Origin of the sequence: Enterobacter sp. Tr-810, from assembly GCF_011752765.1 — a bacterium.
GTDB classification, from domain to species: Bacteria; Pseudomonadota; Gammaproteobacteria; order Enterobacterales; family Enterobacteriaceae; genus Enterobacter; species Enterobacter soli.
Window position 1 is genome coordinate 191,703 of sequence record NZ_VWWW01000008.1, and the last position, 22,249, is coordinate 213,951.

Below are 22,249 nucleotides of genomic sequence, written 5' to 3' on the forward strand. Positions count from 1 at the left end.
TTAGTAAGTACGCACAAAAAGGTAAGTATGAAAACGACGCCAACGCTCAGTGAACAGTTACGGGAAGGAAACCTGTTTGCCGAACAGTGCCCATCGCGTGAAGTGTTAAAGCATGTCACCAGCCGCTGGGGCGTGCTGATCCTGGTGGCGCTGCGTGATGGCACGCACCGCTTTAGCGACCTGCGCCGTAAAATGGGCGGCGTGAGCGAGAAGATGCTGGCCCAGTCGCTTCAGGCGCTGGAGCAGGACGGATTTATCGATCGCGTGTCGTATCCGGTCGTGCCGCCGCATGTAGAGTATAGCCTGACGCCGCTAGGGGGTGAGGTGAGCGAGAAAGTGGCCGCACTGGCAGACTGGATTGAGGTGAATACGCCGAAGGTGATAGCTAATCGGGACGATCGTGCGGCGTAAAAGCCGGGTGGCGGCTTCGCCTTACCCGGCCTACCCGTAATTTTCCACCCCGTAGGCCGGGTAAGCGCAAGCGCCACCCGGCACAATGACTACTTGCTCAAATCCACCTGATAAATTGCAAACCCGATATCGTCTGTTCCGACCTTATTCATCGGGTACTGCGCCTTATCTTTAATGAACGTCGCTGCCTTATCGGACGGTGACGTTTCAATGCGGATATCCAGCTTCGTGTCGCTGTGGATCGGTGCCAGACGCCAGTTATTATCCACCGCCGGATGGATTTCACCTGCCTTTTTCGACTCTGCGCTGATCCATGCCGCCAGCACCGAGCGGTTCTCGTCTGGTGAAGCAAAGGCGATATGGCTGTCACCCGTTCCGGCAAACTTTCCGCCGTAGGCGCGGTAGTTATTGGTGACCACCAGGAAGATGGCATCCGGGTCAAGTGGTTTGCCGTTGAAGGTCAGGTGTTTGATACGTTCTGCCTGCGGATTGATTGTCTGGCACTCGCCGTCATATTTCGCGGGTTGGGTGACATCAATCTGATAATCCACGCCGTCGATCACGTCGAAGTTATAGGTGCGGAACCCGTCCCAGTTAATCAGCGACTGCGGTTTACTGCTGTGCGGATCGATCTGATTAAACTGCCCGGCAGAGCACTCAAGCCAGTCTTTCACCTCTTTACCCGTCGCTTTTACCACCACCAGCGTGTTCGGGTAGAGATAGAGATCGGCAGCATTTCGGAAGGTGAGCTGGCCCTTTTCAACTTCAACATAGCTTGCCGGGTCATTCTTACGCCCACCCACTTTGAACGGTGCAGCGGCTGAAAGCACAGGCAGTTTTGCCAGATCCGGATCGCCCTGAATAAAGTGTTCAGCGTAGGCTTTCTGCGCCATGTTGACCACCTGTACGGTTGGATCATCCTGTACAAGCGCCAGGAAGCTGTACATGTTGTCGGCGGATTTACCGATCGGTTTGCTGACAAATTCGCGCGTGGCGTCATGGTCGTGCTTCAGCACGTCGACCAGCTTTTTATCTTCAGCGGCCAGTGATTTTTTGGCTGCGGCATCATAAATCGGGCGCGCTTCGGCTTTCGACTGGGTAACTTTCCAGCTGCCGCTGTCGTTATTCAGCACCAGATCCACCACCCCAAGATGATCGCCCCACATGCCAGGCATCACTGATGGCACGCCATTCAGTGTCCCTTTTTCAACATCTGCCCCTTTGATGCTGGCGAAATCTTTACCCGGGAAAACGGCATGAGCGTGACCAAACAGAATAGCGTCCACTCCTGGCACTTCACTCAGATAGTAAACCGAGTTTTCTGCCATCACCTGATACGGGTCGGCTGAAAGCCCCGAATGGGCGACCACCACCACCAGGTCAGCCCCTTTCTCGCGCATCTCCGGCACATATTTGCGCGCGGTTTCGGTGATGTCGTTAACGGTCACTTTGCCGCTGAGGTTGGCTTTATCCCATGTCATTATCTGTGGCGGTACAAAGCCGATATAACCGATTTTCAGCGACTGCTTTTTACCGTCTTTATCGACGACTTCAGTCTCTTTAATCAGGTAAGGGGTAAATAAGGGTTTTTGGGTCTTAACGTCGATGATATTGGCGTTAACGTACGGGAACTTCGCGCCAGCCAGCGCATCGTGAAGGTATTTCAGACCGTAGTTAAACTCGTGGTTACCCAGGTTGCCGACGGTATAATCCAGGGTGTTCAATGCCTTATACACCGGATGGATCTCGCCTTTTTTCAGCCCCTTAGCGGCCATATAGTCGCCAAGCGGGCTGCCCTGAATTAAATCACCGTTATCGACCAGTACGCTGTTTTTCACTTCAGCACGCGCGGCATTGATCAAACTTGCCGTACGTACCAGTCCGAATTTTTCCGTTGGCGTATCTTTGTAGTAATCGAAGTCCATCATGTTGCTGTGCAGATCGGTGGTTTCCAGAATGCGGAGATCCACCGTCGCCGCCTGTACACTTGCTGCGATCAGCGTTGCCAGGAGCGTTGCGCTAAACTTAATCATCAGAGGAGTCCTTTTTTCGATCCAAGCCACAAAAGAATATGTATGTATATTTTGTTGCTTACAGAATTGTGAATCCTGCCAGAAAAAAGCATTTTGAAATCAGTATTGCCTCACAGATAGCGGAATTGTTCACATTACGATATAAATAAAACAACGAGTTATGCCCACTGCGTTAATAAAGAGGTGGAGAATGTTAGATAAGATTTGTCAGCTCGCACGGGATGCGGGTGATGCCATTATGCAAGTGTATGACGGTGCCAAACCGATGGACGTCGTGAGTAAAGCGGATGACTCCCCGGTCACCGCGGCAGATATCGCGGCACACGGCGTGATCCTGAAAGGGCTGCAGGCGCTAACGCCTGATATTCCCGTACTCTCCGAAGAGGCGCCGCAAGGCTGGGATGAACGCCAGCACTGGCAGCGCTACTGGCTGGTCGACCCGCTGGATGGCACCAAAGAATTTATTAAGCGTAACGGTGAGTTCACCGTCAATATCGCGTTGATTGAAAAAGGGAAAGCGATACTTGGCGTAGTGTACGCGCCGGTCATGAAGGTGATGTACAGCGCAGCCGAAGGCAAAGCCTGGAAAGAAGAGTGCGGTGTACGTAAGCAGATCCAGGTGCGCGATGCGCGGCCACCGCTGGTGGTGATCAGCCGTTCGCACAGTGACAACGAGCTGAAAGAGTACCTGCAACAGTTGGGTGAGCACCAGACAACGTCGATTGGCTCATCGCTGAAATTCTGTCTGGTGGCGGAAGGCCATGCGCAGCTTTATCCTCGTTTCGGGCCAACCAACGTCTGGGATACGGCCGCAGGCCATGCTGTGGCCGCCGCAGCCGGTGCGCATGTTCATGACTGGCAGGGCAAGCCGCTTGACTACACCCCGCGCGAGTCGTTTTTAAACCCAGGCTTCAGGGTATCTATTTACTGAGCCAGTAGCTTATGCAGCAGGGCAACCACCTGCTGCACCTCTTCCTGCGTCAGAGCACCGTCTTTGGCCCACTGCACGCGGCCCTCTTTATCCAGCACCACAATCGCAGAACTCTCTTCTTCCAGCTGCCAGGCCTTACGTGTTATGCCGTTGCTATCGACAATAAACTGCGACCACGGGTAGAGCTTTTTATTGCTCTCCAGGCTTGAGCGTACGAACATCCCGGAGCCAGGGATGGCATCGTCGGTGTTAACAATGGTGGTGGTCTGGTAGCGGTCATGGGGGAATTTTGCGGCCTTGATCGCTTCTACCAGGGTTGCGTTTTTTTCTTTTGCAGATGTACGACCGGCAATATGTTGTACAACTCTCACTTTGCCCGCGAGCTGCGCGCTATTCCAGGGTTTGTAGCTAAACTTATCATTGTCGAGAATCAATTCTCCCCGGTCAGCAATACCGACTGGCGGCACACGTTGTCCGTTTTCAAAGTTGTGTGCGCAGGCCCACAGTGGCAGAAGCAGAAATGCTGCTGCCAGGATGTTACGTAGGGTCATGGTGTTTCCTTATTTTTTAGCAGGTGATCCGACCACTTGGTCTTACACTTTAAGCATAAGTGCGATCAAGAGGGTTTACCCGCAATCCCAATGCCAGATTGCGGGCGAACGCACATAACCACGAAAAAACGACGGCTTATACTGCCCTTAGTCATGGTTTGCAAAGAATATTCTGATTAATTGTAATCAAACGGTAAATAAACTTATGCACACTGGGTATCAACGGTAGTTCTGGTCTATAGTCATTGGGCAATAAATTTGCGCTCAGGACAGTCGGGCCGATTGTGGCACCGCAAGAGCGTATGATTCGCAGGAGATACAAGAATGAAAATTTTCCAACGCTACAACCCGCTTCAGGTGGCGAAGTACGTGAAGATCCTGTTCCGTGGACGGTTGTATATCAAGGATGTTGGCGCTTTCGAGTTCGATAAGGGCAAGATCCTTATCCCGAAAGTGAAGGATAAGCAGCACTTGTCTGTGATGTCCGAAGTCAACCGTCAGGTTATGCGTCTGCAAACTGAGATGGCTTAACCAACGTGCTATGCAGTAGTTAAAAAAACGGCTCCCGCGGGAGCCGTTGATGTTTATGGGGACTTACGCAGAAACCTGCTCCTCCGCGTCTGGCAGCTTCGGCACCAGCACGGTTGGTTTGTTGTCGATACGCGTCACCAGCAGCTGGTCGATGCGGTAGTTATCAATATCCACCACTTCAAACTTATAGCCAGAGAACTTCACCGAGTCGGTACGTTTCGGGATTTTACGCAGCATAAACATCATAAAGCCGCCGATCGTCTCATAGTTGCCGGACTGCGGGAATTCGTCGATATCCAGCACGCGCATTACGTCTTCAATCGGGGTGCCACCATCAATCAGCCATGAGTTCTCGTCACGCTGAACAATTTGCTCTTCCATGCCCTGGCCAACCAGGTCGCCCATCAGCGTGGTCATCACATCGTTCAGCGTGATAATACCTACCACCAGCGCGTATTCGTTCATGATAACCGCGAAGTCTTCGCCCGCTGTTTTGAAGCTTTCCAGCGCTTCTGAGAGCGTCAGGGTGTCCGGCACAATCAGCGTGTTACGGATCTGTACGCCACTGTTCAGTGCCAGGCTCTGGTTCGCCAGCACGCGGTTCAGCAGGTCTTTGGAGTCCACATAACCGATGATGTGGTCGATATCTTCGTTACAGACCAGGAATTTAGAGTGCGGGTGTTCCGCCACTTTGCTCTTCAGGCTCTGTTCGTCTTCATGCAAATCAAACCAGATAACACTTTCGCGCCCGGTCATGGAAGACGGTACTGTACGGGATTCCAGTTCAAAAACGTTCTCGATTAACTCATGTTCTTGTTTACGCAGCACACCCGCCAGCGCCCCGGCTTCCACCACCGCATAAATATCGTCGGAGGTGATGTCATCTTTACGTACCATTGGCAGCTTAAAGACGCGGAAAATCATGTTCGCCAGGCCATTGAAGAACCACACCAGCGGGCGGAACACGTACAGGCAGAAGCGCATCGGGTTGATGATACGCAAAGCTACAGCTTCTGGCGCAATCATACCGATGCGTTTCGGGGTCAGGTCGGCGATCAGAATGAACAGACCGGTCACCAGAGAGAAAGAGAGAATAAAGCTCAACTGCTCGGCAAGTTCTGCGGACATGTACTGAATAAAGAGGCTGTGGAACGCCGGAGAAAACGCCGCATCGCCCACTATACCGCCCAGGATGGCGACCGCGTTCAGGCCAATTTGCACCACGGTGAAGAACATCCCCGGGTTTTCCTGCATTTTCAGAACGCGGTGCGCGTTGATGTTGCCTTCGTCGGCAAGCAGCTTAAGTTTGATTTTACGGGAGGCCGCCAGCGAGATCTCAGAGATTGAGAAAAATGCACTAACGGCAATAAGACAAAGTATTACTAAAATACTGTTTAACATAGTTTATCCGGCTTCTCGCCAGATCCTCGGAAGGGAAGTTGATCACGTTTGTGTGAAAACACATTGAACACCAGCTCGTAGCGTTGAGCTGATTATTTCAGCGGGTAGTATAGCGTAAAGGAGTGTAAACCCGCCAGAGGTCACATTTTGAGTGGTTTGTGCAGGAAATACCGCGCCACACGGGTCGTGTGGCGCTATACAAGTGATCAGGCCAGCTGCGGCGGCAGGCACACGCCGATGCCACCAATGCCGCAGTAGCCATACGGATTTTTATGCAGATACTGCTGGTGATCGTCCTCGGCATAGTAGAACGGTTTTGCGGAAGCGATTTCCGTCGTGACATGGCGGTCATCCCCGGCGTCACGCATGGCGCTCTGGAAGCGTTCCAGGCTGGCGCGCGCAGCGGCATCCTGCTCTGGGGTCAGCGGGTAGATCGCAGAACGGTACTGGGTGCCGTGGTCGTTGCCCTGACGCATTCCCTGGGCAGGGTCATGGTTTTCCCAGAACACCTGGAGCAGTTGTTCATAGCTAATAACTGCGGGGTCATAGACCACACGGACCGCTTCGGCGTGTCCGGTTTCGCCTGAGCACACTTCGCGGTAGGTTGGGTTCGGCGTGTAACCGCCGGTATAACCCGCAGCGGTGCTGTAAACCCCCGGAAGCTGCCAGAACAGGCGTTCCACACCCCAGAAGCAGCCCATGGCGAACAGGGCAATTTCCATCCCTTCCGGGACGTTAGTCATTGAATGATCGTTTACGGCGTGTAGAGTCGCTACAGGCATTGGGGTGTTCCGTCCCGGTAATGCATCTGATTGAGAAACAAGATGCTTTTTGTCGAATAAACTCACGGTTTGGCCTCCCGGGCAGCGATGTTTCGGTTAAGGTTGTCATGAAGCGTTTAATTGAACACAATAAATACGCTGAATGAGTCTAGATTTAATCATAAGAAATATTTGGGTGTTTAACCCTTTTTCAACCCGCGAATTGGGTTTTGGGCTGTAAAGCCGTATGGAGCCGCGGAGCGGCACTTCATTTGCTTCCAGGGTGGAAACAAGGATATTCAGGAGAAAACGTGCCAAAGATCCGCCAGTTATGTTTGGTCAGTTTATTGCTGACAAGCGGAGTCGCCAGCGCGGCGAATGTCCGTTTGCAGGTTGAGGGGTTGTCCGGGGCGCTGGAAAAGAACGTGCGTGCACAGTTGTCTACGATTCAGGGAGACGAAGTGACGCCGGACCGGCGTTTTCGCGCTCGCGTGGATGACGCTATCCGCGAAGGGTTAAAAGCGCTCGGCTATTACGAGCCGACCATCGATTTCGATTTACGTCCGCCACCGGCCAAAGGCCGGCAGGTATTGATCGCCCGTGTTTCGCCGGGCGAGCCGGTACTGATTGGCGGCACGGATGTGGTACTGCGCGGCGGTGCGCGTACCGACAGGGATTATCTGGATCTGCTCGGCACACGTCCGAAAATCGGTACGGTGCTGAATCATGGCGATTACGACCATTTCAAAAAAGAACTCACCTCTGTTTCGCTGCGAAAGGGCTATTTCGACAGCCAGTTCAACAAAAGCCAGTTGGGGATCTCACTGGAAAGGCATCAGGCCTTCTGGGATATCGACTTTGACAGCGGCGAACGCTATCGCTTCGGTGATGTGACCTTTGAAGGCTCGCAAATTCGCGAAGAGTATCTGCAAAACCTGATCCCGTTTAAGAAGGGGGATTACTATCAGTCGAGGGATTTGGCGGAGTTAAACCGTCGCTTGTCGGCGACCGGATGGTTTAACTCGGTTGTTGTCGCCCCGGAGTTTGATAAATCCCGCAAGACCAAGGTGTTGCCGCTGCATGGCGTTGTATCGCCGCGCACCGAGAACACCATTGAGACGGGGATAGGCTATTCGACGGACGTGGGCCCCCGGGTGAAATCCACGTGGAAAAAACCGTGGATGAACTCCTACGGCCACAGCCTGACGACCAGCGCCAGTATCTCTTCGCCAGAACAACAGCTGGACTTCAGCTATAAAATGCCGCTGCTGAAAAATCCGCTGGAACAGTACTATCTGGTGCAGGGTGGTTTTAAACGCACCGATCTGAACGATACCGAATCAGATTCCACCACGCTTGCGCTGTCGCGCTTCTGGGATCTTTCGAGCGGCTGGCAGCGCGCCATTAACCTGCGCTGGAGCCTCGACCACTTTACCCAGGCAAATGTCACCAACACCACCATGCTGCTTTATCCCGGCGTGATGATCAGCCGCACCCGTTCGCGAGGTGGCCTGATGCCAGACTGGGGCGATTCCCAGCGCTACTCCATCGATTACTCCAACACGATATGGGGCTCTGACGTCGACTTCACGGTGGTGCAGGCGCAAAACGTCTGGATCCGAACCCTCTACGATAAACACCGCTTCGTCATGCGCGGCAATCTTGGCTGGATTGAAACCGGCGACTTCGACAAAGTCCCGCCTGACCTGCGTTTCTTCGCCGGTGGCGATCGCAGTATTCGTGGGTATAAGTACAAATCCATCGCGCCAAAAGATGACAGCGGCAAGCTGATTGGTGCGTCCAAGCTGGCGACAGGCTCACTGGAATACCAGTACAACGTCAGCGGAAAATGGTGGGGCGCTATGTTTGTGGATGGCGGTGAAGCCGTGAGTGATATTCGCCGCAGCGATTTCAAAACCGGCGCGGGCGTGGGCGTGCGCTGGCAGTCTCCTGTTGGGCCAATCAAGCTCGATTTTGCCGTGCCTGTGGGTGACAAAGACGAACACGGTTTACAGTTTTACATCGGTCTGGGGCCTGAATTATGAGTTTATGGAAGAAGATAAGCCTCGGGGTGCTGATTTTTATCGTGCTGTTGCTCGGTACGGTGGCGTTCCTGGTGGGGACCACTACCGGCCTGCATCTGCTGTTTAACGCGGCTAACCGCTGGGTTCCGGGGCTGGAGATTGGCCAGGTGACAGGCGGCTGGCGCGATCTGCGTCTGAAGAATATTCGCTATCAACAGCCCGGTGTGGCGGTTAATGCGGGCGAATTCCATCTGGCGGTCAAGCTTGGATGTTTACGCGACAGCAAACTGTGCGTGAACGATCTGTCGCTAAAAGATGTGAATGTGGCGATAGATTCGAAAAAAATGCCGAAGTCTGCGCCGGTTGAAGAACAGGATACTGGCCCGCTTAATCTCTCCACGCCGTACCCCATCGCGCTCTACCGGGTGGCGCTGAATAACGTCAATATCAAAATCGACGACACCACCGTGTCGGTGATGGACTTCTCCTCCGGTCTGCGCTGGCAGGAAAAAAATCTCACCCTGACGCCAACCTCACTACAAGGGCTGCTGATTGCCCTGCCGAAAGTGGCAAAAGTGGCGCAGGAAGAGATTGTTGAACCGAAGATCCAGAACCCGCAGCCAGAAGAAAAACCGCTTGGTGAAACACTGACGGAACTCTTCGCAAAACCGGTGCTGCCGGAAATGACCGACGTGCACTTGCCGTTGAACCTCAATATTGAAGAGTTCAAAGGCGCACAGCTGCGCCTGACGGGTGACACTGACCTGACGGTCTACAACCTGTTGCTTAAAGTCAGCAGTATCGACGGCCATATGAAGCTCGATGCGATGGATATCGATACGAATCAGGGTTCCGTGAATGCGAGCGGGAATGCGCTGCTGCGTGACAACTGGCCGGTGGATATCACGCTTAACAGCGCGCTGAATATTGATCCGCTCAAAGGCGAGAAGGTGAAGCTGAAAGTGGGCGGGGCGCTGCGCGAGAAACTGGAGTTTGGCGTTAACCTGTCCGGCCCGGTGGATATGGTACTGCGCGGGCAAACGCAGCTGGCAGAAGCGGGTTTACCGCTGAATCTGGAGATTGTCAGCCAGCAGCTTTACTGGCCGTTTACCGGTGAAAAACAGTTCCAGGCCGATGACCTGAAGCTCAAACTCAGCGGCAAAATGACCGATTACACGTTGTCATTCCGCACCGATGTTAAGGGGCAGGGTGTACCGCCTGCCGGCATAACGCTGGATGCGAAGGGTAACGAACGCCAGATTAATCTCGACAAACTGACCGTCGCGGCGCTGGAAGGAAAAACAGAGCTGACGGCGCTGCTCGACTGGCAGCAGGCGATCAGCTGGCGTGGTGAACTGAAGCTGACGGGCATCAACACCGCCAAAGAAGTGCCGGACTGGCCGTCAAAACTTGATGGCCTGATCAAAACCCGTGGCAGCCTGTACGGTGGGACGTGGCAGATGGACGTGCCGGAAATCAAACTCACCGGCAACGTGAAGCAAAACAAAGTTAACGTTGAAGGTTCGGTAAAAGGTAACAGCTACCTGCAATGGGTGATCCCGGGGCTGCATGTGGCGCTGGGGCGCAATACGGCGGACATCAAAGGTGAGCTTGGCGTTAAAGATCTCAATCTGGATGCCACCATCGACGCGCCGAATCTGGATAACGCCCTGCCAGGACTTGGCGGTACGGCGAAAGGGTTAGTGAAGGTGCGCGGTACGGTGGATGCACCGCAGCTGCTGGCGGATATTACCGCGAACGCCCTGCGCTGGCAGGAACTGACCATTGCCCGCGTCCGTGTGGAAGGGGATGTAAAATCCACCGATCAGATTGGCGGGAACCTGAACCTGCGCGTGGAGCGTATTGCCCAGCCGGATGTGAACATCAATCTGGTGACGCTGGCCGCGAAAGGTAACGAGAAACAGCATGACCTCCAGCTGAACGTGCAGGGTGAGCCGGTTTCCGGGCAGCTGCACCTGACGGGCAGTTTCGACCGCAAAGAAGAGCGCTGGAAGGGAACGCTTGATAACACCCGTTTCAACACGCCGGTTGGCCCTCTGGCGCTGTCACGCTCCATCGCGCTGGATTACCGCAATGCCGAACAAAAAATCAGTATCGGACCGCACTGCTGGACCAACCCGAATGCCGAACTCTGCGTGCCGCAAACCATTGATGCCGGTGCGGAAGGGCGCGCGCAGATAAACCTCAACCGGTTTGATCTGGCGATGCTGAAACCCTTTATGCCGGACACCACCCAGGCGAGCGGTGTCTTTAGCGGTAAAGCGGATGTGGCGTGGGACACCACCAAAGAGGGGCTGCCGCAGGGAAGTGTGACCCTGTCCGGGCGCAACGTGAAGGTGACGCAGGAGGTGAATGACGCGCCGCTGCCGGTGGCATTCGATACCCTGAATCTGAGCGCCGACCTGCATAACAACCGTGCAGAGCTGGGGTGGCTTATTCGCCTGACTAACAACGGTCAGTTCGACGGACAAGTGCAGATAACCGATCCGCAAGGGCGACGTAATCTGGGCGGCAACGTCAATATCCGCAACTTCAACCTGGCGATGGCGAATGCTATTTTCTCGCGCGGTGAAAAAGCCGCCGGGATGCTGAATGCCAATCTGCGGCTGGCGGGGACGGCGCAAAGCCCGCAGCTGTTCGGGCAGATGCAGCTGAATGGCGTGGATATCGACGGTAACTTTATGCCGTTTGATATGCAGCCAAGCCAGATTGCGATGAACTTTAACGGCATGAGCTCCACGCTTGCCGGGGTGGTTCGCACTCAGCAAGGGCAAATCAACCTGAGCGGTGATGCAGACTGGAGCCAACTTGATAACTGGCGTGCGCGCATTGCGGCAAAAGGCAGCAAAGTGCGTATTACCGTACCGCCGATGGTGCGCCTGGACGTGTCGCCGGATGTGGTGTTTGAAGCCACGCCGAGCCTCTTTACGCTGGACGGACGTGTGGACGTGCCGTGGGCGCGTATCGTGGTTCACGACGTGCCGGAAAGCGCAGTGGGCGTCTCGAGTGATGAAGTTATGCTCAATGAAAATCTGAAACCTGTTGAACAGAAGAGCGCTGGCATACCGATCAATAGTAATCTTATTGTGCACGTGGGGAATAACGTGCGGTTGGATGCGTTTGGGCTGAAGGCGAGGCTAACCGGCGACCTGAAAGTGGCTCAGGACAAACAAGGGCTTGGCCTGAACGGGCAGATCAACATTCCTGACGGGCGCTTCCACGCCTACGGTCAGGATCTGATTGTCCGTAAAGGTGAGCTGTTGTTCTCGGGTCCACCCGATCAGCCGCTGCTGAACATCGAAGCCATTCGTAACCCTGATGCCACCGAAAACGACGTGATTGCTGGTGTGCGCGTTACGGGTACGGCCGATGAGCCAAAAGCGGAAATCTTCTCCGACCCGGCAATGTCGCAGCAAGAAGCGCTTTCTTATCTGCTGCGTGGACAGGGTCTGGAAAGCGGCCAAAGCGATAGTGCGGCAATGACGTCAATGTTAGTGGGCCTGGGGGTTGCACAAAGTGGGCAGGTTGTGGGTAAAATCGGCGAGACGTTCGGCGTAAGCAATCTGGCACTGGACACCCAGGGCGTTGGTGACTCTTCGCAGGTGGTGGTCAGCGGCTATGTACTGCCGGGTCTACAGGTAAAATATGGTGTGGGGATCTTTGACTCACTCGCTACACTCACGTTACGCTATCGTCTGATGCCTAAGCTATATCTGGAAGCAGTGTCCGGCGTAGATCAGGCACTGGATTTGCTCTATCAGTTTGAGTTTTAGCAATGCGAATATTTGTTTACGGCAGTTTACGAACTAAGCAAGGTAACAGCCACTGGATGACGAACGCCCAGTTGCTGGGGAATTACAATATCGAGAACTACCAGTTGTACAGTCTGGGCCACTATCCAGGCGCAGTTCCGGGGAACGGGACGGTACAAGGTGAGGTTTATCGTATTGATAATGCCACGCTTGCCGAACTTGATGCCTTGCGCACCAGGGGCGGTGAGTACGCTCGCCAGTTGATCCAGACACCATACGGAAGCGCGTGGATGTACGTCTACCAGCGTCCGGTTGAAGGGTTAACGCGGATTGAAAGCGGTAACTGGTTAGACAGAGACCAGTACTGATAAACGACAACGCCACCGTGAGGTGGCGTTGTTTTTTGTGCGTGCTTTTAGGCTTCCTGACGTAGTTTGAAGACCTGCACCGTATCCAGAAGCTGTTCGGCCTGGCGATGCATCGCCTGCGCCGCAGCAGAGGATTCTTGCGATAAGGTGGCGTTTTGCTGCGTCGCCGCATCCATATGCGTTACCGCGACATTCACCTGATCAATACCCGTACTCTGTTCATGACTGGCGTGTGAGATAGCTTCGATAAGCTCACTCACTTTGCTTACGCTATGCAGAATATCGGCCATTGCCTCACCGGCCTGTTTTACCTGCCCGTTACCCTCATCAATGCGGTTAACGGAGCGATCGATAAGCACCCGAATTTCTTTTGCCGCGGCGGCTGAGCGTTGTGCCAGGGCACGGACTTCAGCTGCAACAACCGCAAAACCACGCCCCTCGGTACCGGCACGCGCTGCCTCTACGGCAGCGTTCAGCGCCAGAATGTTGGTCTGGAAGGCGATGCTGTCGATCATGCCGATAATGTTATTAATTTCGCTGGAGAAATTGTGGATTTCGCTCATGGTCTGTACTGCGCGCTCGACGGCTTCTTCACCCTGGCGGGCAACCTGGCGCGCATTCTGGGCAAGATCGCTTGCGGTGCGTGAGTTTTCCGCATTGCTTTTCACCACTGACGTCAGCTCTTCCATTGACGCGGCAGTTTGTTCCAGCGCGCTGGCCTGCGCCTCGTTACGGGATGAAAGCTCATGGCTACCGCTGGCAATCTGTGCAGACGCGGTGGCGATCGTTTCCGTGCCGCTACGTACGCCAGAGACAATGCGGGTGAGATTGTCGTTCATCTCTTGCAGGGCGCGCATCAGTTCTGCTGTCTCATCACGGCCTGCTACGGCAAAGTGAGATTGCAAATCCCCTGCGGCGACCGTGCGAGCAATGGTAACCGCCTGCGCCAGCGGGCGGGTAATGCTACGCACCAGCCACCAGGTGACCAGCATTCCGGCAGCCAGGGTGAGCGCCATTGCCAGCATCAGCATCCATTTTGTCTCTTCGTACTTAGCCTGGTTACGCGCGATAGTCTGCTTGTGTAGCTCTTGAGCATGTTGCAGCGTGCGGGTCACCACGTTGTCGATCATCTTGGTGGGTTCACGGTCGATCCCCGTCACCAGTTTGTCGACCTGCTGGGCGCTGGTGGCATCACCAACCTGATAAGTCGTCAGTGCTGCCAGATACTTTTGTTCAAGACCCGCATGGATTTCACGTGTTTCCATCACCTGCTGGTTATCCATGCCAATCTTTGGCAGCAGTTCGCCCAGGTGTGTCAGCAGTGCCTGCGTGTTCTGGCTTTCTGCGATAAACGCACTCTTGTATTTGTTGAACGCCTCTTGTCCCTGAGCACCGCGAATCAGTGTGTTTTTCCACTCCTGAACCTGAATTTTGAATTGAACCTGGGCATTACGCGCAGTATCGATACTGTCGGTTATGGTTTGTTCCATCGCCATTATCTGCTCGTTTTGCGCCCGGCTGTCGCTGTTAATAACCAAACCCCGCAGGCCGATGAACAGCGTAGCAAGCAGCAGAAGCGACGCCAGAAGCCCCAGGCGTTGTCCAATTGTGAGTGTGTTGAGTTTCATGATTTCCCGTTAAGTGAAAAAGCGATCGCGATCACGCAGGGGAGGTATCGACCTGGGAAAGGCAGACTTTAAGGGGGGAAAGTGGAGGTAAGGCAGGAAAAAAGCGCTATCTAATTAATATCGCGAGCTAAAATCGCTATGTGACGTTTTTGTGACAATTTGCAATCGATACAAAAAAGCCCCGACATTGCGGGGCCTTAGCAATCAGCGGTAAGAATTACTTCTTAGCTGCACGCTCGAAGGACGCGATGATTTCTGCTTTTGCAGCTTCAGCGTTGTCCCAGCCGTCAACTTTAACCCACTTGCCTTTTTCGAGGTCTTTGTAGTGCTCGAAGAAGTGAGTGATCTGCGCTTTCAGCAGTTCTGGCAGGTCGTTCACATCTTTAATGTGATCGTATTCTTTGCTCAGTTTGGTGTGCGGTACTGCAACCAGTTTCGCATCTTCACCAGATTCGTCGGTCATTTTCAGTACGCCAACTGGACGGCAGCGGATGACTGAGCCTGGCTCCAGTGGGTATGGCGTTGGGACCAGCACGTCAACCGGGTCACCGTCCAGAGACAGGGTGTGGTTGATGTAGCCATAGTTGCATGGGTAGAACATTGCGGTAGACATGAAACGGTCAACGAACAGTGCGCCGCTCTCTTTGTCCACTTCGTATTTGATAGGATCTGCGTTAGCCGGGATTTCGATAACAACGTAGATGTCTTCTGGCAGTTCTTTACCCGCAGGGACGTTGAGTAAGCTCATGTCTGTATCCTTTAAAATGTATGGTAAACAAGTGGCGAGTATTATAGCCAACTGGCGCTGAATGTCTCCGCTTGTTTTCGCCATCGCCCGCCGTTGTTTGCCATTTTCAGACCGATTCCATGACAGAAAAATCCATAAACTCAGCCGCATTTTTCATGACGGAATGAAAGCGATTACAAACTTGTGATTAACGTTTTATTCACTTTTCCGAAGTGTGATGTAACGCAATCCGTTACATCTCTCATTGTCTATAGTTTTCCCGCAGAACATCTTTTAACCAACAATAACCTACCCTACGAGGACGCACTTATGTGGAAGCGCTTACTTCTTGTCACAGCAGTTTCAGCAGCCATGTCGTCTATGGCGATGGCAGCACCATTAACCGTAGGATTTTCTCAGGTCGGCTCTGAATCTGGCTGGCGTGCGGCAGAAACCAACGTTGCGAAAAGCGAGGCCCAGAAACGCGGTATCACGCTGAAAATTGCCGATGGTCAGCAAAAGCAAGAGAACCAGATCAAAGCCGTTCGTTCCTTTATCGCGCAGGGCGTTGACGCCATCTTCATTGCCCCTGTTGTGGCAACAGGTTGGGAGCCGGTCCTGAAAGAAGCGAAAGACGCGGAGATTCCGGTCTTCCTGCTCGATCGTTCCATCGATGTAAAAGACAAATCTCTCTATATGACCACCGTTACCGCCAACAACATTCTTGAAGGTCAGTTGATCGGTGACTGGCTGGTTAAACAGGTCGATGGCAAGCCGTGTAACGTGGTTGAACTGCAAGGCACAGTGGGTGCGAGCGTGGCAATCGACCGTAAGAAAGGTTTTGCTGAAGCCATCGCCAAAGCGCCAAACATCAAGATTATCCGTTCTCAGTCCGGCGACTTTACCCGCAGTAAGGGGAAAGAAGTGATGGAAAGCTTTATCAAGGCTGAAAACAACGGCAAGAACATCTGCATGGTTTACGCCCATAACGATGACATGGTGATCGGTGCCATCCAGGCCATCAAAGAAGCGGGCCTGAAACCGGGCAAAGATATCCTCACCGGCTCTATCGACGGCGTGCCTGACATCTACAAAGCGATGATGGACGGCGAAGCCAACGCCAGCGTTGAGCTGACGCCAAACATGGCGGGCCCGGCATTTGACGCGCTGGAGAAATTCAAGAAAGACGGCACCATGCCTGAGAAGTTGACCATCACCAAATCCACTCTCTACCTGCCAGACACCGCGAAAGAAGAGTTAGAGAAGAAGAAAAATATGGGCTACTGATGCCTTTTGCCCTCTCCCCTGTGGGGAGAGGGTTAGGGTGAGGGGGAATCATGACAACAGAACAACACCAGGAAATCCTCCGCACAGAAGGATTAAGTAAATTCTTCCCGGGCGTAAAAGCGCTGGATAACGTCGATTTCAGCCTGCGTCGCGGCGAGATCATGGCGTTGCTGGGGGAAAACGGCGCAGGAAAATCGACGCTGATCAAAGCCCTGACCGGTGTATACCATGCCGATCGCGGCACCATCTGGCTGGAAGGCAACGCTATTTCGCCAAAAAACACCGCCCATGCCCAACAGCTGGGGATCGGGACGGTCTATCAGGAAGTGAACCTGCTGCCAAATATGTCGGTGGCAGATAACCTGTTTATTGGCCGCGAGCCAAAACGCTTTGGCCTGTTGCGCCGCAAAGAGATGGAAGCGCGGGCGACAAAGCTGATGGAATCTTACGGCTTCTCCCTCGATGTACGTGAACCGCTGAACCGCTTTTCCGTGGCGATGCAGCAGATTGTCGCTATCTGTCGGGCAATCGATCTCTCGGCGAAAGTGTTGATCCTCGATGAGCCCACCGCCAGTCTCGACACCCAGGAAGTTGAAATGCTCTTTACCCTGATGCGCCAGTTGCGCGATCAGGGCGTGAGCCTGATCTTCGTGACCCACTTCCTCGATCAGGTGTATGAAGTGAGCGATCGCATTACGGTGCTGCGCAACGGCAGTTTTGTCGGCTGCCGCGAAACCCGCGAGCTCCCGCAGATTGAGCTGGTCAAAATGATGCTCGGACGTGAACTGGACACCCACGCGCTACAGCGCGCCGGCCGCACGTTGCTGAGCGATAAACCGGTTGCTGCTTTCAGTGATTTCGGCAAAAAAGGCACGATTTCGCCTTTCAACCTTGAGGTTCGCCCCGGCGAAATTGTCGGGCTGGCGGGGTTGTTAGGTTCCGGGCGCACAGAAACCGCCGAAGTGATCTTCGGGATCAAACCGGCCGACAGCGGCACAGCGCTTATCAAAGGCAAACCACAAACACTACGATCGCCGCATCAGGCATCCTGTCTGGGCGTGGGCTTCTGCCCGGAAGACCGGAAAACGGACGGGATTATTGCCGCAGCATCGGTGCGGGAAAATATCATTCTGGCGTTGCAGGCGCAGCGCGGGTGGTTACGCCCGATCCCGCGCAAGGAACAGAATGCCATTGCCGAGCGCTTTATCCGCCAGCTGGGTATCCGTACCCCGAGCGCGGAGCAGCCTATTGAATTTCTCTCCGGGGGTAACCAGCAGAAGGTGCTGCTTTCGCGCTGGCTACTGACCAAACCCCAGTTCCTGATCCTCGACGAGCCGACACGCGGTATTGACGTGGGGGCGCACGCCGAAATTATCCGCCTGATTGAAACGCTGTGTGCAGACGGGCTGGCGCTGCTGGTGATTTCGTCTGAACTGGAGGAACTGGTGGGGTATGCCGATCGCGTCATCATCATGCGCGATCGCAAGCAGGTGGCAGAGATCCCGCTGGATGAACTGTCTGTTCCGGCGATCATGAATGCTATTGCGGCATAAGGAGTTAACCGTGATGCCCCGTTCTCTTTCGCAAACCGGAGAGTCGAAGCGCCGCTTCAACTGGCCAACCGGCACGCCGCAAATCATCGCGTTGTTGCTGGTGCTGGTGGTTGATAGCCTGGTCGCGCCGCACTTCTTCCAGATTATTGTGCAGGATGGCCGCCTGTTTGGCAGCCCGATTGATATTTTAAACCGCGCCGCACCGGTGGCGCTGCTGGCGATTGGCATGACGCTGGTGATTGCCACCGGCGGGATCGACCTGTCCGTTGGTGCGGTGATGGCGATTTCGGGCGCCACGGCCGCCTCCATGACCGTTGCTGGACACAGTCTGCCCGTGGTGCTGCTTGCTGCTTTAGGCACTGGCGTCCTTGCCGGGTTGTGGAACGGCATTCTGGTGGCGGTTCTCAAAATCCAGCCGTTTGTCGCCACTCTGATTTTAATGGTCGCCGGGCGTGGCGTGGCGCAGCTTATCACCTCCGGGCAGATAGTGACCTTTGATTCGCCGAGCCTGGCGTGGATCGGCAGCGGCAAGCTGCTGTTCTTCCCGACGCCGGTCATCATTGCGCTGGTGACATTAGTCGTGTTCTGGCTATTCACCCGTAAAACGGCGCTCGGCATGTTTATTGAAGCGGTGGGGATTAACATTCGCGCAGCGAGAAACGCCGGGGTGAATACCCGGCTGATGGTGATGCTGACCTACGTGCTGAGCGGCGTATGTGCCGCCATCGCAGGGGTGATCGTCACGGCGGATATCCGTGGGGCGGACGCCAATAACGCCGGGCTGTGGCTGGAGCTGGATGCCATTCTGGCGGTGGTGATTGGCGGCGGCTCGCTGATGGGCGGGCGCTTTAACCTGCTGCTGTCGGTGATTGGTGCGCTCATTATTCAGGGGATGAATACCGGCATTTTGCTGTCGGGCTTCCAGCCGGAGCTGAATCAGGTGGTTAAAGCCGTGGTGGTGCTCTGCGTGCTCGTCGTTCAGTCGCCGCGCTTTATCAGTCTCATTAAGGGGATCCGCGGTCATGATAAAACGTAATTTGCCATTAATGATCACGCTGGGCGTGTTCGTGCTGGGCTACCTCTACTGTCTGACGCAGTTCCCGGGTTTTGCCTCTACGCGTGTGATTTGCAACATCCTGACGGATAACGCTTTTTTAGGCATTATCGCCGTGGGGATGACCTTTGTCATCCTCTCCGGTGGGATTGACCTCTCTGTGGGCTCGGTGATCGCCTTTACCGGGGTCTTCCTGGCGAAAGCGATCGGCTTCTGGGGCATTTCACCGTTTTTGGCCTTCCCGCTGGTGCTGGTGATGGGTTGTGCGTTTGGTGCCTTTATGGGGCTGCTTATCGACGCGCTGAAAATCCCGGCATTTATCATTACCCTCGCGGGGATGTTCTTCCTGCGCGGCGTGAGCTATCTGGTGTCAGAAGAGTCGATCCCGATTAACCACCCGGTGTATGACACGCTCTCAAGCCTGGCGTGGAAAATCCCCGGCGGCGGGCGTCTTAGCGCGATGGGCCTGCTGATGCTCGGCGTGGTGGTGATAGGTATCTTCCTGGCCCACCGCACCCGGTTTGGCAATCAGGTGTACGCCATTGGCGGCAGCGCGACGTCGGCAAACCTGATGGGGATCTCGACCCGCAGCACCACTGTTCGTATTTATATGCTCTCTACCGGGCTTGCGACGCTTGCGGGCATTGTATTCTCGATTTATACCCAGGCAGGCTACGCGCTGGCGGGCGTCGGGGTGGAGCTGGATGCGATTGCCTCAGTAGTGATTGGCGGTACGCTGCTTAGCGGGGGCGTCGGCACGGTTCTGGGCACGCTGTTTGGGGTGGCCATTCAGGGGCTGATCCAGACGTATATTAACTTCGATGGCACGCTCAGTTCCTGGTGGACGAAAATCGCCATCGGTATTCTGTTGTTCATCTTTATTGCACTCCAGCGTGGGCTGACGGTGCTGTGGGAGAACCGCCAGAGCTCACCTGTTACCCGTGTAAACACATCGGTAACAGGGCGATAACACACTGAATTTGCTTAAAGTCTAAACATTTTCCGGTAGCGGCCGATACTCTTCTTTTATGCCCAGAAATATCTCGCTACCGGAAATAACATCATGCTTAAAACGCTATCGATTCGTACCGGCTTGCTTTCGTTACTGGCCGTTATGACCCTTCTGCTGCTGATTGTCAGCGGTATTGGCATTTATGCCCTCACACAGAGTTCGACTTCTCTCCAGCGCATCAATCACCTTCAGGGTGAGCAGATGGTGCAGCTTAATTCTGGCTATACGCTGATTTTACGTGCGCGCAATGAGGCCGGTCAGGCTGTTCGCATGATGGAAATCGGGATGCTGGACGATGCGGCAAAATCGGTGAAAACCATTAACCAGGAAGTCGCCCAGGCGCAAAAAACGCTGAAAGGCGTGATTGATGGCGGCGTGGCGGATAAACAGGGGCAGCAGCTTCTGGATAAGGTCGCGGCCAGCCTTGACGCCTACAACCAGCAGGGGATCACCCCGATGCTGAAAGCCCTGAATGAACAGAGCGCCGACAGCTATTACGATCTGCTGGAGAATAAGCTCATCCCGGTGGCGAAGCAGTTTGATAACGACATGCAGGCGTTCCAGGCATGGAGCGAAGCGCGCGGCAAGGCGGAAGTCAGCGCCGTGCAGTCGAGCAAAAACCGGGTGCTGGTCCTGATTATCGTTGCGGCGCTGCTGACGGCAGGCATTATTGTGCTGGCGTGGCTGGTACTACGCCATATGCTGCTCAAGCCGCTCACGGCCTCTATTGCTCAGCTTGAAAACGTGGCATCGGGGGATTTAACGCACAACCTGAATGCCTCCGCGAGCCAGGAATTTAACCGCCTGAACGCGGCCATTGAAGAGATGCGCCAGTCGCTGATGGGCTCGGTGCTGCGCGTACGTGACGCCAGTTCGCAGATTGATACCGGCAGCCGCGAGTTAACCGCGGGGAACATGAACCTTGCCCAGCGCACCGAATCTACCGCAACGTCGCTTGAGCAGACCGCCGCCAGCATGGAAGAGATCACCGCCACGGTGAAACAAAACGCCGATAACGCCGAACAGGCGCATCAGATGGCGAAGGCGGTGTCTGATACCGCCGATCATGGCAGCGAAATGGTCTGCTATGTGATTGAGAAAATGCGCGATATCTCAGGCAGTTCAGCCCGAATTGCCGACATCCTGAGCGTTATCGATGGCATTGCGTTTCAGACCAATATCCTGGCGCTGAACGCCTCTGTTGAAGCGGCGCGCGCCGGCGAGCAGGGTCGTGGCTTTGCCGTGGTGGCCGGTGAAGTGCGCAACCTCGCCAGCCGCAGTGCCGACGCAGCGAAAGAGATCCGCACGCTGATTAGCGATTCGCAGACGCATGTGAATGAGGGAAGCGAGCTGGCGCAACAGGCGGGCGAAACCATGGATGAGATCGCCACAGAAGTGCTGCGTATGACCAAACTGATGCGCGAGATTGCCAACGCGTCTCAGGAGCAGAGTCGTGGCATTGAGCAGGTTAATATCGCAGTGAATCAGATGGATGAAACCGCACAGCAAAATGCGGCGCTGGTACAGCAATCATCCGCGGCGACACGCTCTCTGGAAGAGCAGTCGCGCGAACTGATGGAAGCGATGTCATCATTCAAACTGACGACTCAGCCTGCTGCATAATAATATCCCGCCCTGGTGCATTCTGTGCCAGGGTTTTATTTGATGAATTTATCTCAGCAATATTATCATGAATATCACCCATTAATATTTCCAGTGAGCTGGTTAAGGCTAATGCTTTTTCGGTGGGTTCCAGATATAAACCTTTACGGAAAAATAATGGCTCGTTAAAGAGTTGATTAAAGCGCTTCAACGCCAGGCTTACCGCCGGGCGAGACATATCAAGGCGTACAGACGCTTTCGCCATGCTGCCGCAACGAACAACTTCGATAAAAACAGGAATAAGATTTAAATCAATGCCGGTATTGGCACGAGAAAAGTTTTTCATCTTTATTTTGCTCCAGGGAATATTTGTCAAACTGTTATGGAAATAATGCAGGAGCAGCGCTGAATATTAAAGCGTCATTTTTATATTCATTTATACGGTAAAATATATAAATGAGAAGGGGAGCCGGATTGTATGAACCGGTCACATGGGTAACACTTTAAACCGGGCACATGGGTAACAGGTTATAACAGTACGGTAAACAGCTGACGGAGGTTTACCGTGCCCTGGACTGAGACTGTTACCATGCAACGTTTGC

The 22,249-nt window shown here is 54.2% G+C and carries 18 protein-coding genes; 11 read left to right on the forward strand and 7 right to left on the reverse strand.

What is annotated here, in order from left to right; genetic code table 11:
• Window positions 1-27: 27 nt before the first annotated feature.
• A complete protein-coding gene (locus F3J30_RS20160; RefSeq protein WP_166718339.1) occupies window positions 28-411 on the forward strand; it encodes a helix-turn-helix domain-containing protein in 384 nt (127 codons plus the stop codon).
• Between the two features lie 89 nt (window positions 412-500).
• Here the strand turns inward: F3J30_RS20160 and F3J30_RS20165 are convergent, their stop codons facing one another.
• Window positions 501-2,444, reverse strand: a complete 1,944-nt coding sequence (locus F3J30_RS20165; protein ID WP_166718340.1) for a bifunctional 2',3'-cyclic-nucleotide 2'-phosphodiesterase/3'-nucleotidase — start codon at window positions 2,442-2,444, stop codon at window positions 501-503.
• A 190-nt stretch (window positions 2,445-2,634) separates the two neighbouring features.
• Between F3J30_RS20165 and cysQ the strand changes: the two genes are divergently transcribed.
• Window positions 2,635-3,375, forward strand: a complete 741-nt coding sequence (gene cysQ / locus F3J30_RS20170; protein WP_166718341.1) for a 3'(2'),5'-bisphosphate nucleotidase CysQ — start codon at window positions 2,635-2,637, stop codon at window positions 3,373-3,375.
• Here the strand turns inward: cysQ and F3J30_RS20175 are convergent.
• Window positions 3,369-3,926 (reverse strand): YtfJ family protein, encoded by a 558-nt coding sequence (locus F3J30_RS20175; RefSeq protein WP_166718342.1) that lies wholly within the window; start codon window positions 3,924-3,926, stop codon window positions 3,369-3,371. The two genes, cysQ and F3J30_RS20175, sit on opposite strands and share 7 nt — an antisense overlap.
• A gap of 324 nt (window positions 3,927-4,250) precedes the next feature.
• Between F3J30_RS20175 and F3J30_RS20180 the strand changes: the two genes are divergently transcribed.
• Window positions 4,251-4,457, forward strand: a complete 207-nt coding sequence (locus F3J30_RS20180; protein ID WP_003856054.1) for a DUF1107 domain-containing protein — start codon at window positions 4,251-4,253, stop codon at window positions 4,455-4,457.
• A 63-nt stretch (window positions 4,458-4,520) separates the two neighbouring features.
• Here F3J30_RS20180 and F3J30_RS20185 read toward each other — a convergent pair whose 3' ends face one another.
• Together F3J30_RS20185 and msrA are read right to left on the reverse strand one after the other, a co-directional pair.
• Entirely contained in the window at window positions 4,521-5,858 is a 1,338-nt protein-coding gene (locus F3J30_RS20185; RefSeq protein WP_014068653.1) for a hemolysin family protein, read from the reverse strand.
• Window positions 5,859-6,064: 206 nt separating this feature from the next.
• Window positions 6,065-6,706 carry a peptide-methionine (S)-S-oxide reductase MsrA gene (msrA, locus tag F3J30_RS20190; RefSeq protein ID WP_166718343.1) on the reverse strand — a complete coding sequence of 214 codons (642 nt, stop codon included), beginning with the start codon at window positions 6,704-6,706 and terminating at the stop codon, window positions 6,065-6,067.
• A gap of 224 nt (window positions 6,707-6,930) precedes the next feature.
• Here msrA and tamA point away from each other — a divergent pair, with 224 nt between their 5' ends.
• From tamA to F3J30_RS20205, 3 genes are read left to right on the forward strand one after another with little or no spacing between them, the layout of a single operon-like run.
• Window positions 6,931-8,664, forward strand: coding sequence for an autotransporter assembly complex protein TamA (gene tamA, locus F3J30_RS20195; RefSeq protein WP_166718344.1), 1,734 nt, complete (start codon window positions 6,931-6,933; stop codon window positions 8,662-8,664).
• Complete coding sequence (gene tamB / locus F3J30_RS20200; protein WP_166718345.1) at window positions 8,661-12,437, forward strand: autotransporter assembly complex protein TamB; 3,777 nt, start codon at window positions 8,661-8,663, stop codon at window positions 12,435-12,437. The genes tamA and tamB overlap by 4 nt, the downstream gene beginning before the upstream one ends.
• 2 nt (window positions 12,438-12,439) lie before the next feature.
• A complete protein-coding gene (locus tag F3J30_RS20205) occupies window positions 12,440-12,784 on the forward strand; it encodes a gamma-glutamylcyclotransferase (RefSeq protein ID WP_014068657.1) in 345 nt (114 codons plus the stop codon).
• Between the two features lie 47 nt (window positions 12,785-12,831).
• Here F3J30_RS20205 and F3J30_RS20210 read toward each other — a convergent pair whose 3' ends face one another.
• On the reverse strand, window positions 12,832-14,412 hold the full coding sequence (locus tag F3J30_RS20210; RefSeq protein ID WP_014068658.1) for a methyl-accepting chemotaxis protein: 1,581 nt from the start codon (window positions 14,410-14,412) through the stop codon (window positions 12,832-12,834).
• Between the two features lie 217 nt (window positions 14,413-14,629).
• Window positions 14,630-15,160, reverse strand: coding sequence for an inorganic diphosphatase (gene ppa / locus F3J30_RS20215; RefSeq protein WP_010427397.1), 531 nt, complete (start codon window positions 15,158-15,160; stop codon window positions 14,630-14,632).
• 309 nt (window positions 15,161-15,469) lie between these two features.
• Between ppa and ytfQ the strand changes: the two genes are divergently transcribed.
• The 5 genes from ytfQ (at window position 15,470) to F3J30_RS20240 (ending at window position 21,668) form a co-directional block, all read left to right on the forward strand.
• Window positions 15,470-16,426 (forward strand): galactofuranose ABC transporter substrate-binding protein YtfQ, encoded by a 957-nt coding sequence (gene ytfQ, locus F3J30_RS20220; protein WP_014068659.1) that lies wholly within the window; start codon window positions 15,470-15,472, stop codon window positions 16,424-16,426.
• A gap of 50 nt (window positions 16,427-16,476) precedes the next feature.
• Window positions 16,477-17,979, forward strand: a complete 1,503-nt coding sequence (gene ytfR, locus F3J30_RS20225) for a galactofuranose ABC transporter, ATP-binding protein YtfR (RefSeq protein WP_014068660.1) — start codon at window positions 16,477-16,479, stop codon at window positions 17,977-17,979.
• Window positions 17,980-17,989: 10 nt separating this feature from the next.
• Window positions 17,990-19,015 (forward strand): galactofuranose ABC transporter, ATP-binding protein YtfT, encoded by a 1,026-nt coding sequence (gene ytfT, locus F3J30_RS20230; protein ID WP_166718346.1) that lies wholly within the window; start codon window positions 17,990-17,992, stop codon window positions 19,013-19,015.
• Window positions 19,002-20,003, forward strand: a complete 1,002-nt coding sequence (gene yjfF, locus F3J30_RS20235; protein WP_166718347.1) for a galactofuranose ABC transporter, permease protein YjfF — start codon at window positions 19,002-19,004, stop codon at window positions 20,001-20,003. The genes ytfT and yjfF overlap by 14 nt, the downstream gene beginning before the upstream one ends.
• Window positions 20,004-20,096: 93 nt before the next feature.
• Entirely contained in the window at window positions 20,097-21,668 is a 1,572-nt protein-coding gene (locus tag F3J30_RS20240) for a methyl-accepting chemotaxis protein (protein ID WP_166718348.1), read from the forward strand.
• Here the strand turns inward: F3J30_RS20240 and F3J30_RS20245 are convergent.
• A complete protein-coding gene (locus F3J30_RS20245) occupies window positions 21,640-21,993 on the reverse strand; it encodes a LysR family transcriptional regulator (RefSeq protein ID WP_014068664.1) in 354 nt (117 codons plus the stop codon). The two genes, F3J30_RS20240 and F3J30_RS20245, sit on opposite strands and share 29 nt — an antisense overlap.
• Between the last annotated feature and the right edge of the window lie 256 nt (window positions 21,994-22,249).

Coding starts and splice junctions, on each gene's coding strand:
- F3J30_RS20180 (WP_003856054.1), top strand. CDS start 4,251: ATGAAAATTTTCCAACGCTACAACCCGCTTCAGGTGGCGAAGTACGTG.
- F3J30_RS20205 (WP_014068657.1), top strand. CDS start 12,440: ATGCGAATATTTGTTTACGGCAGTTTACGAACTAAGCAAGGTAACAGC.
- F3J30_RS20175 (WP_166718342.1), bottom strand. CDS start 3,926: ATGACCCTACGTAACATCCTGGCAGCAGCATTTCTGCTTCTGCCACTG.
- F3J30_RS20240 (WP_166718348.1), top strand. CDS start 20,097: ATGCTTAAAACGCTATCGATTCGTACCGGCTTGCTTTCGTTACTGGCC.
- tamB (WP_166718345.1), top strand. CDS start 8,661: ATGAGTTTATGGAAGAAGATAAGCCTCGGGGTGCTGATTTTTATCGTG.
- F3J30_RS20165 (WP_166718340.1), bottom strand. CDS start 2,444: ATGATTAAGTTTAGCGCAACGCTCCTGGCAACGCTGATCGCAGCAAGT.
- F3J30_RS20160 (WP_166718339.1), top strand. CDS start 28: ATGAAAACGACGCCAACGCTCAGTGAACAGTTACGGGAAGGAAACCTG.
- ytfQ (WP_014068659.1), top strand. CDS start 15,470: ATGTGGAAGCGCTTACTTCTTGTCACAGCAGTTTCAGCAGCCATGTCG.
- F3J30_RS20185 (WP_014068653.1), bottom strand. CDS start 5,858: ATGTTAAACAGTATTTTAGTAATACTTTGTCTTATTGCCGTTAGTGCA.
- ytfR (WP_014068660.1), top strand. CDS start 16,477: ATGACAACAGAACAACACCAGGAAATCCTCCGCACAGAAGGATTAAGT.
- F3J30_RS20210 (WP_014068658.1), bottom strand. CDS start 14,412: ATGAAACTCAACACACTCACAATTGGACAACGCCTGGGGCTTCTGGCG.
- cysQ (WP_166718341.1), top strand. CDS start 2,635: ATGTTAGATAAGATTTGTCAGCTCGCACGGGATGCGGGTGATGCCATT.
- F3J30_RS20245 (WP_014068664.1), bottom strand. CDS start 21,993: ATGAAAAACTTTTCTCGTGCCAATACCGGCATTGATTTAAATCTTATT.
- ppa (WP_010427397.1), bottom strand. CDS start 15,160: ATGAGCTTACTCAACGTCCCTGCGGGTAAAGAACTGCCAGAAGACATC.
- yjfF (WP_166718347.1), top strand. CDS start 19,002: ATGATAAAACGTAATTTGCCATTAATGATCACGCTGGGCGTGTTCGTG.